Below are 16,921 nucleotides of genomic sequence, written 5' to 3'. Positions count from 1 at the left end.
GGCCGATCTGCCCTGTCTCAGCGCCTTGCGCGCCCGACGACGCCGCTCGGGACGGAAAATGATTGTCCTGCGGTCGGATTCAGGCGAAACTCACGTCAGACGGCATGCCACTTGGGGAATGTATGCTTAAGATCGTGGCGCTCCCGCGCGGCTGGCGCCGCGCCTTGCGCCACCAGCGCAACCTTGCCGTCCCGGACACAGACATGGCCATTGCTCAGCACCCTCTCGGGCAAGACCACCGTTCCTGAAAGCACAAGTTCGAAATCCGACATAAGCTGCTCCAGCCTCCTTCTGCTCCAAGCGCGAAATCAAGCGCATGGTAGCGAGAGCGCCGGGCATTGCTCATATCCCAAGACTCGAACAGGTGATGCCGGCAAAGCCCGGCTTAATGTTCACCCATCATGGCACGCTTCACCGCATAGAGCAGTTTCTCCGGCAGACCGCTGCGCCGCCAGACCATCACCAAGCGCTGCAAATGATCGGACCCCAGGGCAATCTGGCGCAGATCGAACGGCAGCCGCGCCAGCGGCCCCTGCGGCAAAACAGAAACATAGCCGTGATTGGCTATAAGGTTGATGATAACCGGAATCGAATCCACCTCCACGACTTCGATCTTCGCCGCATCCTCAACGCCGATCGTCCGCTCGATATAACGCATCGCCTCCTGTCTTATACCGCTCTTCAGACTGGGAAGCGCCAATTTACAACTCTTCAACAACGCAACCACATCGCCATTCGGTGGCATCGCGCTGTCATGGCCAACCAGAACGAGTGGCGCAATCGAGATTTCCTGGCGGTGGAACTCCCGTGGAATACGCACATGATCCAAAATCACGAGATCGAAACGCCGGCTTTTGAGCCCCGCCATCAGCTCATCGGCTGTGTGGTCAGATATGAAAAGCGGATGACGTTTTTGCTCCTTCGCCCAGGATGCGGCGAGATTCGCCAGCATGCGGGCAATGCTGCTCTCATGCCCCAACGGCATGGCCGTACCGATCCGCCAGGTCCGGGTATCACGGCCGAACCGTTCAGACGCCGCCTCTGAAATCGCCTTCCACCCTTCAACGATCGCCTCGGCAAGCGGAACCGCCTGGCGCCCCGCCTCCGTCAATGTCACGCCCGAAGCCGTCCTCACCAGCAACGGCACCGCCAGCGCGCGCTCAAGATCGCCGATCTGACGTGTCAGTTGCGGCTGCCCGATTCCGACATGCCTCGCCGCGGCACGGATACTGCCCTGTTGCGCCACCACCGCGAACCTCGACAGGCTGTCCATGCTCACGGCGGGCGGCAAGACGCCTTGCCCGCCCGACAGCCTCACCAACCGCTCGATCGCCTCAGCGGTGTTGGAGAGCATCCCAGCCCGCCGCTCCGCCTCCAACGTCAAGACGACATTCTTCCCCTCGCGCTGGAACAAGGAAATGGCGATGGCCGATTCAAATCGGCTCAACGTCGTGCTGACCGTCGATGACGCAAGGCCAATATGGCGCGCCGTTTGCCGGATCCCTCGCTCCTTCAAAGCAGCACGCACCACAATCAATGTGCGTATATCCATCATATGCCTCGCCAAAATCCAAGCAAATTTCATACCAACAACCAGTAAGGCTGGCAGACAGTGTAAATATCACCGCCCCGGCACCGGCCTGGCACTCGCGCACTCCTGTCATGCGCTTGACTGTATCTATCGTTTGATACAATTTTTGCCGCGAACAAGGCCGCGGCCATTCAAATGACGGCCGCGTATAAGACGAAAAACCCTGGAGCGGATCTCTTACCGGAACCGGGCACCAAGGACCGGCGACAGGCAGGATATTGGATGAGGAGCGTAGCATGACGGATGTGTTTATTCTTTCTGGGCAGCGCACGGCGGTTGGGGATTATGGCAAGGCCCTGAAAGACGTGCCCCCCACCAAGCTGGGGGAGATCGCCATTCGCGCGGCAATCGCCAAATCCGGAGTGGAAGCGCTGGATATTCAAAACGTGGTCATGGGCCATGTCATCCACACCGAGCCCCGCGATGCCTATCTTTCACGCGTTGCGGCGGTGCAGGCGGGCATTCCCGTGGAAACGCCCGCGCTAACCGTCAACCGCCTTTGCGGTTCCAGCCTGCAAGCCATCGTCTCCGCCACGCAAAGCCTCATGCTGGGCGATGCCACTCTGGCCGTGGCCGGCGGCGCTGAATCAATGAGCCGTGGCGGCTATTTATTGCCATCCGAACGCTGGGGGGCCCGCCTGGGCGACAGCAAGGTGATCGACATGGTCGTGGGCGCGCTCAACGATCCGTTCGGAAACGGGCATATGGGCATCACCGCTGAAAATGTCGCCGCCCGCTATGGTCTGAGCCGGGAACAGCAGGACGAATTCTCCGCCGAGTCACACCGGCGCGCCGCCGCCGCCATCGCCGCCGGACACTTCAAGGAACAGATCACCCCTGTTGAACTGGCCTCCCGCAAGGGAACCGTCATTTTCGACGAGGACGAACACCCCCGCGGGGAGACCACAGCGCAAAGCCTGTCCACCCTGCGCCCGGTTTTCAAGAAAGACGGCACCGTGACGGCGGGCAACGCCTCCAGCCTGAATGACGGCGCCGGCGCGCTTGTTCTGGCCAGCGGCACGGAGGTGACGCGCAGAAACTTGAAGCCCATGGCCCGCATCGTCGCCTACGGGCATGCCGGCGTGGCACCGGACGTGATGGGGCTGGGCCCCATCCCCGCCTCACGCAACGCGCTGCGCAAGGCGGGTTTGAGCGTGGCGGATCTCGACGTGATCGAGTCCAACGAAGCTTTCGCCGCCCAGGCTTGCGCCGTGGCGAAAGACATGGATTTTGACCCGGAAAAAGTGAACCCAAATGGAGGCGCCGTGGCTCTTGGCCATCCGATCGGGGCCTCCGGCGCGGTGATCGCCATCAAGGCCATGTACGAACTGCACCGCACCGGGGGGCGCTATGCCCTGGCGACAATGTGCATCGGCGGCGGTCAAGGTATCGCGCTGGTGCTGGAGCGGGTCTGATTCCCCATCGCAAGGGCCAAGACCATCAGCGCCTTGGCCCTTATGCGGGACTATAATGCGACATCCAGTCAGATGCCTTCATCCGACCGGCTCAATGCCCCACCACGACAACAAGCCCATTTACGCCGCAACAGTCTCGACCTTGGATACTGGCATATACGGCTGCACTGACCGCATATGCCCAGCCCTCGGTCAACCCCTCTCAAAGGTCGCCCCCGCTTTCTCCTTGAAACCCCACATGAGCAGGGTTTCGATTGCGTTCACATAAGCCTCACGCGAAATAGCTGTCGTCGAGCAGCATATCCTCAAAAAACGCGCCATATGGTTTCGTCGGATGCCGTATATGCATTTCCAGAACCCACAATAATGGCGACGGACAAAATGTGACATCAGCCATGGGGCCGTCATAGACCGCCGCATGCGGAAAATCGGAGAGGCGATGTCCGGACAAATCCAGATTCAGCTCCCACCCCATCTTCCTTGCTTCCAGAACGGCAAATTCATAAAGCTCTTTGCCGTTTGTTTTTTCCAATTCCCATTTTTTTCTTACAATATGGAACAGCTTCACAACATCGTCGGCACAGCGTCGCATATCGGCGTCAGACCCGAACACGAAGGTTTCCCCACCATCGCCTTCCCATTTGTCATATACCGGGCCGATATCGACGAACATGATGTCGTTCTCAGCCAAGCGAACACCCGGCTCAGACGGCGCGCCAAATGTTTTGATCGTATTGGCGCCGAACCTCACATGCACATCGTGCCAGCTGCGCAGCATCTTTTTTTCCGCGAGAATTTCCTTGGCTATTTCAATAGCCTCTTCCTCAAGCATGCCCGGCTTGCAGCGCGCGGCTATGTCCCTGATAACCCCTCTTGTCATGCCTCGGACCATGAGCATCTGTTCTTGAACAAAGGCCGGCCCATTTTTTTCCAGTTCGGTTTTCTCAAGCGCTACACTCATTGATCAGTCTCCGTTCGATTATTGTTTCATGGGCATGGAAATCGTCAACCCATCGGAATCCGCCGTCAAGTTGATCTGACAAGCCAGCCTGCTACCGGCATGAATATCCGGCAGACATGACAATAAATTAGCTTCCGTCCGGTCAGGTGCTTTGACAATCGCCCGCGATTCAGGCTCCAGCTCCACCGCGCATGTGCCGCACGCGGCTTTTCCACGGCAAACCGACATGATCGGGTAATTCGCCGCCTTCAAAGCCGCCAGAAGCGTCTGCCCACCCTTCACCTCGATGCGGGCGCCATTCACGAACAGCTCAATTGTTCTTGCCCCGGCATCCGCCAATTCCGTTTCATACAAACCCGCCGCGTCGAACGGATCGCTCGAAAACAACGCCGGCGCGCCAGCCATGTCGGTCGCGAAGATTTTTTTGGCATCCTGAATCATGCGCGGGTTGCCGCAAGCCAGCACATTTATGCCGCTCAAATCTTTCAGCTTATTTCGCGCGGCGTCCTGCACATAACCTTGCCCCAAGCCGGAGCAAACCAGAGAGAACCGGAAGTTCTTGTATCGATTTTGCCACAACTCAAGTTGAGGAAGCATATAAAAATCGGCCAGCGTCCGCCCACCCCAGTAAAGCACAATCGAACGCTCGCCGCTGACGGGAAGATATGTCTCAAGCATCGCCTTGAACGGCGCAATGCCTGTACCCGTCGCAAGCATGAGAACCTGCTTGTCTCCATCCGGAAACATGAAGTCACCGAACGGTCCGCTGAGATCGACGCTTTGTCCAGACGCCAGACTGCTCAGCGCAAGATCTGAAAATGCCCCGCCCGTCCATTTTCTTATGTGCAGCTCGATCAACCCATCAGGCATGGCGGCCCCCGCCATCGAGTAGCAGCGTTGCGGACCGCCTTCCTGAATACCGACCAGAACATGCTGTCCCGGCTTAAAACAAAATGCCTTCGCCGGTTTCAGACGCAGCGCATAAACATTTTTCGATAATGCGCATATCTCTTGCACCGAAGCTTCTGTTCTGGTCGGAGTCATCGCTCAGCCTCTCTTCCTATCCGTTAAAGATGGAAGAACCAGTTCGAAACAAGAACCACACCGATACCGGCGACAAGAGCGGCATATGGCCAGATGCCCGCGCGCTTGGTCGTGGTGTCACCGGACCCGCCGACATGCAGATCCTCCAGCATTTGCGCGGGAAATTCACCCTTGTCCTGGATGTAATGGCGGAAGCAGAACACGGGAATGATCAGCGCCGCGCAGCCCAACCCAGCCCAAAGCGCCAGCGGGTTCCAGGTTTTCGCGCCAGCGCCCATGAACATCGCATTCACGAACGCGAACAAGGCGCCCAGCCCCAGCAACCAGGTCGGTGCCTTGTAAGGACGCTTGGTGGCACCGCTATCCACCCGGTGAATCCAACCGGCATTCAAATTCAGAAAGTTGAAAATAATGTAACCGACATTGGAAATCGCCAGGATGAAGAAGAAGCTGGTGGCATCCGCCGAGGCAACGGCGAGCAGCATGATGTTGAAGATGAGATCCGTCCACATCGCGCGTGTCGGCGCGCCATGGTTGTTCACCCAGGTGAGATAGCGCGGCAGCCAGCCATCCACGGAACCCTGATAGAGCGTGCGCGAGGAGCCCGCCATGGCCGTCATGATCGAAAGGATCAGCGCCAAAATCATCAGCATCTGCATAACGGCATTGACGATGGCGCCACCGCCGACCATGTCGGCCATGGCTTTCGCCACGCCAGACCCCGCGGCAATGGAGGGATCGAGCATGCCCGCAAGCCCCAGCGCGCCCTGGAAAGTGAAAGGCACCAAGATATAAAGCGCGATGCACAGCAGGCCGGAATAGAAAATGGCCTTGAAGGTGTCCGTGCCAGGATTACGGAACTCCGAGGTATAGCAAACCGCCGTCTCAAAGCCATAAGCCGACCAGGCGGCGATGAACATGGCCCCCAAAACCGTGGTCCAGCCTGGAATATTCCAACTGCCCAGGGCGGGCGAGCCGGCGCTGGCCAGCGGCACCAGCGGCGAGAAGGCCGTGGCGTAATGCACATGACCATTGAACAGCGGAATGACGCCAACGATGGCCATCGGAACAATCACCAGCAGGCCGACATATTTCTGCACGCTGGCGGTGCCGAGAATACCGCGATGCTGGATGGAGAACACCACAAGCATGATGACGACACCGATGAAGAACGTCGCATTGAGCGAGAAGCTCACCGGGCCCAGCTTATGGCTGAGCAATGTCCAGTCATTCAGCTCTTTGGAGCCTATGGCATTGAGAATATAGGACGCGGCGATGGAGCAGCCCAATGAGAGCACCGGCGTCCAGGCCAGCCAGTTGCACCAAACCGAAAGCGGGGCAATGAATTTGGAATACCGCACCCAAGCCGCCGCGCCATAGACCGAAGCGCCGCCGGATTTATTCGGGAACAATCCGGCAATTTCCGCGTAGGTAAAGGATTGTATGAACCCCATGCAGATCGAAACGGCCCAGACCAGGAAGGCAAGATTGCCAACCATGGAGGAAATGCCACCGATGGAGAACAGCACCAGGGCGGGCACGCCGCTGGCAACCCAGAATGCCCCTTTCCAGTCGATCGACCGGATCAACGACCCCGATTCTGTCGTACTGCGCCCTACGGGAAATATGGTTTCAGCCACGGCAACCCCTCTAAATGTTATGGATGTGAATGATAGCCAGCTCGCGAAGTTTTATTGAGAAGCAAAAAACATGCCACATAATAAATCATTCCCCGCCATGGTCCTTTCATGCCACCAGACCGAAAGGGGGCTAAAAAACGATCTTTTTTTGACCAAAAACAAATCGAAACTGTTTATCTCCGGTCATTATTGTTTATTGTTCCTAAAATTTGGGCGCAACACCCTCCCAGCGCGGAAAGCCAAAGCCAGCCTTCGCCCTTTCCAGCCGCGCCCAGAACGAAACCCTCCCTCCTTATCATCACACCCCAAGCTGACATGATGTCCGCAGGCGCCCCCCCACAAACCCGCCGCAACCGGAAAATGGTAAACCCGCCTTGCTCCACCCCACGGGCTTTTTGAGCTGTTTTGGCGAACAACTCCGGACAAACCTTGCCTCTCAACCAGGGATGTGTGAAATTTTTCCGCAGACCGTTTCGATGAGGTCCACAGGAGACGCAGATTCCCCCGCAAGACCAGATTTTACCGCCAGCGCCACAGGCCCTGATCGGGCCGTTGAAACGGCTGCTGCGCCCTCTGGTCCGCCTCTCCATTCTCAGCGGCATCACATTTCCGGTTTTGTCCGATATTTTACGCGGCTTGTTCGTGGATGTGGCGTTGCACGATGTTCTGGAGCCAGACGCGCGCACGGATAGCCGCGTGAGCCTGCTCACGGGCGTTTACCGCAAGGAGATCAAGCGCCTGCGCCAGGAGACCGGGGCAAATCTGGCGGAACCTCCCATCGTGACCATCGGCAGCCAGATTGTCGCGCATTGGGTGGGAAGCCCCGCTTATACGGACAAGACCGGGCGGCCAATGGCATTGCCACGCTTGCGCCCGCCAGGAGGAGGCCCCTCTTTCGAAACATTGATCGAATCCGTCACGACCGACATTCGCCCGCGCGCGGTGCTGGATGAGTTTCTGGCCCAGGGCATTGTCGCAATGAACGCGGATGAAACCGTCTCCCTGATGCGCAACGCCTTCATCCCCTCCCAGGGGCAGGCGGAACAGCTTTTTTATTTCGCCCGCAACCTGCACGACCATGCCGCCGCCGCCGTAACCAATGTGATCGCCAGAAGCGGACCCGTTTTTGTGGATAGCAGCGTGCATTACGACCAGCTTTCCCCGGATGCCGCGGCCAGGCTGGCCAGCTTGGCCCGCGACCAGGCCGAGCAGGCGCTGCTGAGCGTGAACCGCGCCGCCCAGAAACTGACGGATGTCCAAACCGGAGCTCAACCGGCCACGCGGCGGGTGAATTTCGGCATTTACATCTATAGCTGCGACGAACATCCGCCCGAGGACAAGCCATGAGGCCTCTTTCCCCCTGGCTGGGGCTTTTCCTGCTCCTGACGGCCTGTGACGGCGCGGCAACCGGCCCGCAGGCGACGCGGGAACCCGCCACGCCGACCAGCTTGCCGCCCAAGCCCGTGCAATGCCGGGTCGGGCCACATGACGGGCCAATGCTGGCGGAACGCGGAATCGGCGGCACCGGCCTGCCGTCAATGGCGCCCTCCAGCGTTCAGGGCGGACCGAAAAAAGGCACCTCTTCCCCGGCGGACAAGGGCATCAGCGGCACCGGCCTGCCCGCCAAACCGGTTTCCACCGGCATCGCCGGAGAAATCACCGGCTTCGCCAGCATCTGCGTGAATGGTGTCGAGGTCAAATATAACAGCGCCACCCCCGTGCTGGAGGATGGCACGCCCGCCGGGGACCAGGCGCTGCGCGCGGGGCAATTCGTGGCGATCAAGGCCAGCAGCGAAACCAACAGCTTGCGGGCGGATCAGGTGAATATCCGGCACGAGGTCGTGGGGCCCGTTTCGGCGGTCGGGCTGGGGCAGATCATCGTGGCCGGGCAAATCGTCCTGCTGAGCCCCACCACACGCGGCACTCTGCCCGCGCGGGCGGGCGGTTGGGTCGCCGTCAGCGGGCTGCTCCGCCCCAACGGCATGATCGAAGCCACCCGGATCGACCCCGCCCGACCGGGACAAATCCTGTTGCATGGCGTTCTTGATGAACAAGACGGCCATCTCTCGATCGGCGGACAAATCCTGCGCCTGCCCGCCGGCATGACCGCACCGCCTTTGGGAAGCGCGGTGACCGTGAGAGGACAGCTGCGCCAGACTGTGCTGCGCGTATCGTCCCTGAAAACCGACCTGCTCTACAGCGACCCATCGGCTTATTTCGGCGGGTCGGCCAAGACGTTCCTGCTACAGGCCTACGGCACCTACCTGGGAAATACGGTTCTCCTGCCAGGCGGGCTTCAAGCCACGATGCCGCAAGGCGCTCCCTTCGACGCGAATGGCCGGCCCGCCATTTACGCCATCGTGCCCGAAGGACAAAACGGGCTGAAACTATCCGGCGCCTGCATCGTCGGTCCTGGTTGCGGCGCGGATGGCATGGCGATGCCAAATCTCAACGGCATCGGCAAATTATATGACGGAAACGACGCGGCGGCCGGCATGCCCGTCCAGCCGCAATCCAACGCTCAGGATTTCGGGATGGGGCACACCATGCCGATGGAACCGCCCGGCGGCATGAGCGGGTTTGGCGGCGTGAATGGTGGCGGAGGGTTCGGTCAACCGCCAAGATAGTTGACGTGTGAAAATTTCCCACTTATTGGACTCCGATAAGATCGCGGATCTTGTGGTGTCCTCCATCGTGCCCGCCAATAGGGGGCGCCAATGGCGGCGGCCAGCACCCTATGAGGAGGTTTTCTTGCATTTGCGGGAGAATGACGTTGCCCTCCGGCAGTTGCGTCATAATACGCGCAACACCATGCAAAGGATTGTGAGCCTGTTAGCCGAGGCCCCGGAACTGACGGATCATGCGCATGGCCGTAAGCTGGCGCAGGATCTGATCGATCGCATCTGCCTCTCGGCCGACATCGCCGATGCGCTGTTTTCCGTCCTCTCCGTGCATGGCGGCATCGAGGCGCGGTTGCGCCTGCTCACCCGCGCGCTGGTGCGGGTCTTCAGCGCCCCTGGGCAGGACATCGAAATTCGCATCGATGTGGATACGGACCCATGGAAACACCACGCCGAGATCATTCTGCAAATCACGCACGAGCTGGTCAGCAACGCGGTGCGCCACGGTCTGCGCGGCTACATGACGGGGACAATCGCGATCATGCTCCAGAGGGGACGCCATGATGCTGTCCGGCTGATTGTGAGCGACAATGGGCGCGGCTTTGCCGCCAGAGCGGAGCCCGGTGAAGGGTTGCGGATTGTTCAGGATCTCGTGGCCCGCAACGGCGGAACCCTGACACTGCCCGAACCCGGCCGGCCGGCACGGATGCAGGTTTATCTGCCGCCTGGGAGGCGGCGGCACGAGATTTGAAATTTCCCTTTTTGACGTGTGAATTTTTCACACGACGTTTCGCCAGGACAAGACATGAATCAGGCCTCGCTCAGCCCGCCCGCTCCAGCCAAACCCTTGACGGTTGCCGCCATCATTCCACTTCATAATGGCGCCCGTTTCATCGAGGCGGCCATTCGCGGCGTCCTGGCGCAAACCCATCCGCCGGATGAATTCCTGGTGATCGACGATGGCTCGACCGATAACGGCCCGGACATCGCCGCACGCTGCGCCCAGGAAACAGGGCGCTTGCGCGTGCTGCGCAAGCCCAATGGCGGCCAATCCTCGGCGCGGAATTTCGGCGTCGCTCACTGCGGCGCCACACATATCGCCTTCCTCGATCAGGACGACATCTGGTATCCTGAACATCTTGAGCGCCTGTCGGCCCCTTTCAAGAACCGGCAAACCCGGGATCTTGGCTGGTGCTACAGCGACCTCGATGAAATCGACGAGTTCGGCAATCTCGTTTGCCGGTCTTTCCTGAAAACCAGAACCGCCACCCACCCCAAACATGATCTGTCTTCCTGCCTCAAGGAGGATATGTTCATCCTGCCTTCCGCCTCGTTGATCTCACGCCAGGCCTTCGAGGCCGTCGGCGGATTCGATGAAAAACTCTGCGGTTATGAGGATGACGACCTCTTCCTGCGGCTATTCCGCGCGGGATACGCGAATATCTATCTGGACGAGCCCCTGTCGCAATGGCGGCTGTTCAATGGCAGCACCTCCTATTCGCCGCGCATGTCCGCAAGCCGGATGATTTATGCGAGCAAGCTGCTGGCCACATTCCCCGACGATCAGGAACGCGGACGGTTTTACACCAGCGCCATGATCGCGCCGCGTTTTTCCCGAGATGCGATGGCCGACTACCGGAAGGCCGTTTTCCATGGAACAAAAGAGGACATCGCCCGAACATTGGAAAATCTGTTGCTGATCGCGCGGTTTTTGCCGCGCCGTCGGCGCTTGGTGCTGCGCGCCGCCAAGCCCTTGCTGCGCCGCCGCGCGACAGGGCGCATGCTCTGCCTCGCCTGGCGCGCCGCGCGGCGATTGCGGCGGAGATGACCCCCGCCATGCCGGCGGGCCGGACGGAACATCGCCCCCCTCCCCATGGCGAGCCGGTGGTCGCCATTTTGCTCTCGACCTTCAACGGCGCGGCATTTTTGCCAGACCAGCTCGCCAGCTTTTGCGGCTTGGCCAAGGGTGTGTCCTGGCGGCTGTTCTGGCGCGACGATGGATCCACAGACAGCAGCACCGCCATCATGCGCCGCTTCATGGCGCGGGCGGGGCATGGGCGCTGTCATGAAGTCCTGGCCCCGTCACGGCGGGTGGGAGCAACGGCGAGCTTTCTGTTCCTGCTCCGCCATGTCGTCCGGCTGGAGGAAACATTTGACGCCATTGCCTTCGCGGATCAGGACGATGTCTGGTTGCCGGATAAATTGCAACGAGCCTGGTCACGCCTCCAGGCCCTCCCCGCCGGACAAGTCGCCGGATATTGCACGCGGCAAATGCTGGTGGACCATGCCTTGCGCCCATTGGGCGTATCATGCGCCTTCCCATCGCGTCTCTCCTTTCCAGGCGCCCTGACTCAAAATCTCGCCACCGGCTGCACCATCGTCCTCAACATGGCGGCGGCGCGGCTGGTGGCGCGTACCGAGGCGCCCGCCCGTGGCTGGCATGATTGGTGGTGTTACCTCGTGATCACGGCATCAGGCGGGAACATGCTGGTGGATCAACGCGCCACGCTGCTTTACCGCCAGCATGGCGGCAATGCCGTCGGCGCGCGCGCCACCATGCTCGCGCGCGCCGCTGGGGCGTTGCGGCGCGGCCCCGGCCAGTTCATGGCAATCCTGTCCGCACAGACAGAGCGCCTGCTCGTCTATAACGACATCTTGACGCCAGAGGCCAAAACCAGCCTGGACATTCTGCGCGCCGGGCTGAAAGGACGCTTGCGCCAAAAAATCAGGGCGCTGCGCCTGCAAGGGCTGCGCCGGGCGGGATATATGGAGACGTTGATTTTCAGATTATGGTATCTGATCGGCGCGCCCTAGCCAAACCGCCCATGCGGGCAAACCCAGATAACGGGTCAGTTGAAACGGCGCCGCGCTTGATACCAGGGGGCCCCCCCCATCGTCTCGCGCGCCACCCGACACATGAAATCGAGCCCAAAATCAGCCCGGCCCGGCAGAGCCCGCTTGCGTGAAGAAACGCGGGCTTTCATGCCTTCGGCAGAACCAGCCGCGCCACGCATCCTTGCCCGGCCTGGCTCTCAAGCTCCAGCCATCCCCCCGCGCGCCGCGCCACCCGCTCGGCGATCGGCAGGCCAAGCCCCCGCCCCGCGCCATTGGCACGGGTGGTGAATAACGGCTCCCTCGCGCGCGCCAATGTCTCCGGCGTCATGCCAGGGCCGTCATCCCGCACCGTGATCGCAACCCACCCGTTCCGCTCCGCCGCCGCCAGCACAATCTGGCCACCGCCCTCCAAGGCGTCACGCGCATTCTCCAGCAATTCCCGCACGGCCTGGCCCAATGCGTCCGGGTCCACGCATGCGGGCAATGTCTCAGGCAGACCGGGGGAAATCCCTCCCTCCACGGCGGCCAGTTCGCGCAGCAGCACGGCCACATCCAACGCTTCCTTGGCAGGCGCGGCATGACCGGAGAACCACATCAGGCGCCGCGCGAACAACGCGGCCCGGGCACCGGCACTGCGCGCCCCGTCCAGATAAGCATCCGGCAAAGCGCCCGAGCGCGCCGCGCGGAGCTGGGACAATTCAAGATTGCCCAGAACGCCCGTCAGCAAATTATTGAAATCATGCGCCACCCGCGCGGCGAATTGCTCCAGCCGCTCATCCTGGACCGGTGTCTTCTCCTCGGGCATCGTCATGGTAAACTCTTATAAATCAATTCCGCCCTCCTCCCACCTCACGGCCAGGAACCATCTCCTGGCATGATTACCCCCACGGGGAACATGGGCAAGGGCATCCACCACCGGAGAGAGTCAAAGACCCATGCGGATATTGCTGATCGAAGACGACACGGCCATCGCAACGCTGATCGCCGCCGGCATGGCGGAGGCGAGTCACGACGTGGTCCACGCGCTGGACGGGCAAAACGGGTTGAACCACGCCATGAATGAACGTTTCGACGTGATGATCCTCGACCGGCAATTGCCCGGTGGGGTGGATGGCGCGGCATTGTTGCGCCAATTACGCGGCCAGCAAGTGGAAACGCCGGTTTTATTTCTCTCCGGCCTGGGCGCGCTGGGGGATTGGATGACCGGGCTGGAGGCGGGCGGCGACGATTATATCGTCAAGCCGTTCCAATTCACCGATCTGCTCAGCCGGGTGGAAGCCCTGCACCGGCGCCGCGCAGAAAACTGACCAGCCCCGCTGTCGACCCATCCACCGCCATGGCGGTGGGCGCGCCCTCCACCGCCGGCAACAGCCTCGTCGCCAGCTCCTTGCCCAGCTCCACGCCCCATTGGTCGAAGGCGTTGATATTCCAAAGCGCCGCCTCGGTGAACACACGGTGCTCATAAAGCGCGATCAGCTTGCCCAGCGTGGCCGGGTCCAGCTTCTCATAAGCAATGGTCAGGGAGGGCCGGTTGCCGGGAAACACACGATGCGGATTGCCGCCCGCCTGCGCGAGCGTGCGCCCCTGCAACAAAGCCTGGGCCTGGGCCAGGCAATTGGCGATGAGCAGGCGGTGATGCGCCGCCAGCTCCGGCTCATGCCCCCGCGCGGCGATCAGGAACTCGCACGGAATCACATCCGTGCCCTGGTGCAGAAGCTGGTAGAAAGCATGCTGGCCATTGGTGCCGGGCTCGCCAAAAACCAGCGGACCGCTGGGGCGGGCAACGGGCTCGCCCTCGCGTGTCACGCGCTTGCCGTTGGATTCCATGTCGAGCTGCTGCAAATACGCCGGAAAACGGGCAAGGCGCTGGTCATAAGGCAGAATCGCCCGGGCCGGATAACCCAGCGCGTCGCGGTGCCACACCCCCGCCACCGCCATCAGCACCGGCAGATTCTCCGCCAGCGGCGCGGTTCGGAAATGTTCGTCCATCTCATATGCGCCGGCGAGAAACGCCCGGAAATTCTTGGCCCCCATGGCCATGGCGACCGGCAGACCGACCGCGGACCAGACGGAATACCGCCCGCCCACCCAGTCCCAAAACCCAAAGACATGCTCAGGGACGATCCCAAAATCCGCGCATTTCCCCAAGGCCGTGGACACCGCGCAGAAATGCGCCCCCACCGCCTCTTCGCCCAGCGCCGCCGCCAGCCAGCGCCGGGCGGAATTGGCGTTGGTCATCGTCTCCACCGTGGTGAAGGTTTTGGAGGCGACGATGAACAGCGTCCGCGCCGGGTCCAGCCCCCGCAAAATACCCGACAGATGCGCGCCGTCCACATTGGAGACAAAATGCAGGCGCGGCCCGTCATGATAAGGCGCCAGGGCGCCGACGGCCATCACCGGGCCGAGATCCGAGCCGCCAATGCCAATATTCACCACATCGCTGAAAGGGCGGCCATCGGCGGCAACGGCGGCGCCAGAGCGCACGGCCTCGGCGAACTCCAGAAACCGCGCGAGCATCTCCTGAATCTCCGGCACCACATTGCGCCCATTGACCCGGACATCCGCCCCGGCGGGCGCACGCAGCGCCGTGTGCAGCACCGCCCGCCGCTCGGTGTTATTGACGATGCCTCCGGTGAACATCGCCTCGCGCCTGGCTTCCAGCCCGGCATCGCGGGCCAGCTCCAGCAACGCGGCCAAGCTGGCCTCCGTCAGCGAGGTTTTGGAAAAATCCAGCAGAATGCCGGCACCCGAGGCTGAAAAACGGGAGAAACGCTGGGCATCCGCCGCGAACAGGGCGCGTATGTCCGGCGCGTTGGCGGCCAGCTTCAGCACATCCGCCCATCCATCCTGGCTCATCCATTCCCTCGCATGACGCTTAGCCTTCCCGTACCCTAACCCGTTCCGCCTTCAAGCCAAAGAGCGCCTAATCCTCCCGCATCCGCACGCCCGGATGAAAGAACGCGTAAACGGCCCGCGCGGTGGCCCGGTTAATGCCGGTCACCGCCTCCAGATCCTTCAACCCCGCCGCCTTCACACCGCGGGCGGAGCCGAAATGCAGCAACAGCGCTTTTTTGCGCGCGGCGCCGATGCCGGGCACTTCATCTAGCTCGGATGTGGCAAGTTTACGGCTACGCGCGGCCCGATGTGTGGTAATGGCGAAACGGTGCGCCTCATCGCGCAGCCTTTGCAGAAAATACAGCACCGCATCGCGCGGCGGCAATTGAAAAGGCTCCCGCCCTTCCACGTGGAACCATTCCCGCCCCGCATCGCGGTCCGGCCCCTTGGCGATACCGACCATGGGAATATCCTCAAGCCCCAAATCGGCCATGACCGCCTTCGCCGCCGAAAGCTGCCCGGCCCCGCCGTCGATCAGCACAAGGTCCGGCCAGGTTTCGCCGGTACGGTCCGGGTCTTCCTCCAGGGCCCGACCAAAACGGCGCAGCAGCACCTCGCGCATCATGCCGAAATCGTCGCCCGGCGTAATGGCGCTCTTGATGCCGAACTTCCGGTAGGCTGATTTCATCGGCCCTTCCGGCCCGGCCACCACCATCACACCATAGGCGTTCGTGCCCATGATATGGGAGTTATCATAGGTTTCGATGCGCCGTGGGGGTTCCGCCAAACCGAACAACTCAGCGACCCCCGCCAGCAATTTGGCCTGCCCGGCACTTTCGGCGAGCCTGCGCTCCAACGCCTCGCGGGCATTGGTGGCGGCATGGCTCACCACATCGGCCTTCTCGCCGCGCTGCGGCACGGCGATATGCACCCGCCGCGCCGCCTTCAGGCTCAGCGCATCCTCCAGCAAAGACTGCTCCTGCGCCGGATGATTGAGCAGAATATGCGGCGGCGGCGGCTTGTCATCGTAGAACTGCGCCACGAAGGCGGCGAGCACCGCCTCCGGCGCGTCGTCCTTCGCGGTGGCGGGGAAAAAGCTGCGATTGCCGTTATTGCGCCCGCCCCGAATGAAGAACACCTGCACGCAAGCCTGCCCGGCCTGCTGGTACAGGGCGATGACATCCGCATCGCCCAGGCTGGCGGGGTTGATGACATCGTTGCCCTGCACATAGGCCAGGCCGCGAATCCGGTCGCGTAGCGCGGCGGCGCGTTCGAACTCAAGCTTTTCAGAGGCTTGCTGCATCGCAGCAGCCAAATCCTTCTGCACCGCGCCGGTCTTTCCTCTCAGGAAATCCTTGGCCTGGGCCACCAGCGCACCATACTCACGCGCGCTCACCCGCCCCACGCAAGGCGCGCAACAACGCTTGATCTGATACAGCAGACAAGGGCGGGTGCGGTTGGCGAACACAGTATCCGCGCAGGTGCGCAGCAGGAAAACACGCTGCAACGCCTGCACCGTCTGATTCACCGCCCAGACCGAGGCGAACGGCCCCCAATAAAGATTGGCCTTGTCCTGCGCGCCGCGATGCTTGCCGATACGCGGAAATTCCTGCCCGGCCGTCAGCACCAGCCAGGGATAGGTTTTATCGTCGCGGAGTAGAATATTGTAACGCGGTTTCAAGCGCTTGATGAGGTTGGCCTCAAGCAGCAGCGCTTCCGCCTCGGTATGGGTGGTGACGATCTCCATGGCGGCGGTGTCCGCCACCATGCGCCGCAGCCGCTCCGGCAAGCGGTTGATCTGGGTGTAGGAGACAACCCGTTTCCTGAGATTGAGCGCCTTGCCGACATAAAGCGCCTCCCCCTTGGCATCGAGCATCCGGTACACGCCTGGGTTGCCCGGCATGGTTTCCAACGCGCTCTCGATGACGCCGACGCCGGTTTGCGGGGTCTCCAACTTATCCCCCCTTCCCTGTGGATAA

15 protein-coding genes are annotated in these 16,921 nt (G+C 61.5%); 7 read left to right on the top strand and 8 right to left on the bottom strand.

Annotated elements, in window-relative coordinates; translation table 11 throughout:
* Positions 1-95: 95 nt before the first annotated feature.
* Together AB7D48_RS05570 and AB7D48_RS05565 are read right to left on the bottom strand one after the other, a co-directional pair.
* Positions 96-272, bottom strand: coding sequence for a hypothetical protein (locus AB7D48_RS05570; protein ID WP_427976337.1), 177 nt, complete (start codon positions 270-272; stop codon positions 96-98).
* A 113-nt stretch (positions 273-385) separates the two neighbouring features.
* Positions 386-1,552: a LysR family transcriptional regulator gene (locus tag AB7D48_RS05565; protein ID WP_427976340.1), complete on the bottom strand. Its 1,167-nt coding sequence runs from the start codon at positions 1,550-1,552 to the stop codon at positions 386-388.
* A gap of 275 nt (positions 1,553-1,827) precedes the next feature.
* Between AB7D48_RS05565 and AB7D48_RS05560 the strand changes: the two genes are divergently transcribed.
* A complete protein-coding gene (locus AB7D48_RS05560) occupies positions 1,828-3,006 on the top strand; it encodes an acetyl-CoA C-acyltransferase family protein (protein WP_427976336.1) in 1,179 nt (392 codons plus the stop codon).
* Between the two features lie 271 nt (positions 3,007-3,277).
* On the opposite strand, the gene AB7D48_RS05555 is transcribed toward AB7D48_RS05560, so the two are convergent.
* The 3 genes from AB7D48_RS05555 to AB7D48_RS05545 are packed head-to-tail and all read right to left on the bottom strand — an operon-like array spanning position 3,278 to position 6,600.
* Positions 3,278-3,967 (bottom strand): M24 family metallopeptidase, encoded by a 690-nt coding sequence (locus tag AB7D48_RS05555; protein ID WP_427976335.1) that lies wholly within the window; start codon positions 3,965-3,967, stop codon positions 3,278-3,280.
* Between the two features lie 18 nt (positions 3,968-3,985).
* On the bottom strand, positions 3,986-5,011 hold the full coding sequence (locus tag AB7D48_RS05550; RefSeq protein ID WP_427976334.1) for a flavin reductase family protein: 1,026 nt from the start codon (positions 5,009-5,011) through the stop codon (positions 3,986-3,988).
* A gap of 23 nt (positions 5,012-5,034) precedes the next feature.
* On the bottom strand, positions 5,035-6,600 hold the full coding sequence (locus AB7D48_RS05545) for an APC family permease (protein WP_427976333.1): 1,566 nt from the start codon (positions 6,598-6,600) through the stop codon (positions 5,035-5,037).
* A 603-nt stretch (positions 6,601-7,203) separates the two neighbouring features.
* Here AB7D48_RS05545 and AB7D48_RS05540 point away from each other — a divergent pair.
* The 5 genes from AB7D48_RS05540 (at position 7,204) to AB7D48_RS05520 (ending at position 12,086) form a co-directional block, all read left to right on the top strand.
* Positions 7,204-7,998: a DUF6502 family protein gene (locus AB7D48_RS05540; protein ID WP_427976332.1), complete on the top strand. Its 795-nt coding sequence runs from the start codon at positions 7,204-7,206 to the stop codon at positions 7,996-7,998.
* Positions 7,995-9,278, top strand: coding sequence for a DUF5666 domain-containing protein (locus AB7D48_RS05535; RefSeq protein WP_427976331.1), 1,284 nt, complete (start codon positions 7,995-7,997; stop codon positions 9,276-9,278). The genes AB7D48_RS05540 and AB7D48_RS05535 overlap by 4 nt, the downstream gene beginning before the upstream one ends.
* A 196-nt stretch (positions 9,279-9,474) precedes the next feature.
* Positions 9,475-10,023 carry an ATP-binding protein gene (locus AB7D48_RS05530; protein ID WP_427976330.1) on the top strand — a complete coding sequence of 183 codons (549 nt, stop codon included), beginning with the start codon at positions 9,475-9,477 and terminating at the stop codon, positions 10,021-10,023.
* Positions 10,024-10,077: 54 nt separating this feature from the next.
* A complete protein-coding gene (locus AB7D48_RS05525; protein WP_427976329.1) occupies positions 10,078-11,100 on the top strand; it encodes a glycosyltransferase family 2 protein in 1,023 nt (340 codons plus the stop codon).
* A complete protein-coding gene (locus tag AB7D48_RS05520; protein WP_427976328.1) occupies positions 11,097-12,086 on the top strand; it encodes a glycosyltransferase in 990 nt (329 codons plus the stop codon). Before AB7D48_RS05525 ends, AB7D48_RS05520 begins: the two co-directional genes overlap by 4 nt.
* A gap of 166 nt (positions 12,087-12,252) precedes the next feature.
* Here the strand turns inward: AB7D48_RS05520 and AB7D48_RS05515 are convergent, their stop codons facing one another.
* Complete coding sequence (locus AB7D48_RS05515) at positions 12,253-12,918, bottom strand: sensor histidine kinase (protein ID WP_427976327.1); 666 nt, start codon at positions 12,916-12,918, stop codon at positions 12,253-12,255.
* A 124-nt stretch (positions 12,919-13,042) separates the two neighbouring features.
* On the opposite strand from AB7D48_RS05515, the gene AB7D48_RS05510 reads away from it, so the two are divergent.
* Positions 13,043-13,414 carry a response regulator transcription factor gene (locus AB7D48_RS05510; RefSeq protein ID WP_427976326.1) on the top strand — a complete coding sequence of 124 codons (372 nt, stop codon included), beginning with the start codon at positions 13,043-13,045 and terminating at the stop codon, positions 13,412-13,414.
* Here AB7D48_RS05510 and pgi read toward each other — a convergent pair.
* Both pgi and uvrC read right to left on the bottom strand, forming a co-directional pair.
* Positions 13,371-14,963 (bottom strand): glucose-6-phosphate isomerase, encoded by a 1,593-nt coding sequence (pgi, locus tag AB7D48_RS05505; protein WP_427976325.1) that lies wholly within the window; start codon positions 14,961-14,963, stop codon positions 13,371-13,373. The genes AB7D48_RS05510 and pgi overlap by 44 nt on opposite strands.
* A 67-nt stretch (positions 14,964-15,030) precedes the next feature.
* Positions 15,031-16,896, bottom strand: a complete 1,866-nt coding sequence (gene uvrC, locus AB7D48_RS05500) for an excinuclease ABC subunit UvrC (RefSeq protein WP_427976324.1) — start codon at positions 16,894-16,896, stop codon at positions 15,031-15,033.
* Between the last annotated feature and the right edge of the window lie 25 nt (positions 16,897-16,921).

The organism is Acidocella sp., assembly GCF_050253495.1.
Lineage (GTDB): Bacteria > Pseudomonadota > Alphaproteobacteria > Acetobacterales > Acetobacteraceae > Acidocella.
The sequence above is the reverse complement of the archived record's forward strand: the minus strand, read 5'-3'. Positions and strand labels throughout refer to the sequence as shown.